The organism is Bifidobacterium sp. M0399 (genome assembly GCF_016100595.1).
Classification (GTDB): domain Bacteria; phylum Actinomycetota; class Actinomycetes; order Actinomycetales; family Bifidobacteriaceae; genus Bombiscardovia; species Bombiscardovia polysaccharolytica.
Map to the genome: position 1 here is coordinate 1 of NZ_JACFSD010000015.1, position 346 is coordinate 346.

1 protein-coding gene is annotated in these 346 nt (G+C 61.6%); it reads right to left on the reverse strand.

All coding sequences use genetic code 11. The annotated features are described in order from the left end of the window. A partial coding sequence (locus tag H3V09_RS08950) for a hypothetical protein (protein ID WP_198191709.1) occupies positions 1–346 on the reverse strand: 346 nt, incomplete at both ends.

Here is a 346-nt window from a genome sequence, read left to right on the forward strand (position 1 = left end):
CTGGGTGAAGCGGACGCCTGTCGGCGGGGTGACAACGCCTGGTAGGTTTTCTGGCGTTTGGTTGGTTTCTCGTCCCAGCGCCCCGGTACCGTTGCTTCCCCAGCTGTAGAGGTTGCCGTCCGTTCCCATGGCCAGGGAATGATAGTTTCCTGCGCTGATCTGGGTGAATTTCGTGCCGTCTGTCGGCATGGACCCTTTGCTCGGCGTGCTATGCGGAGAATAATCAGTACTGCCGGTGCCGAGCTGGCCGGAGCTGTTGTCTCCCCAGCTGTAGAGGTTGCCGTCCGAGCCCAGGGCCAGGGAATAACCACTGCCTGCGCTGAACTGGGTGAAGCGGACGCCTGTC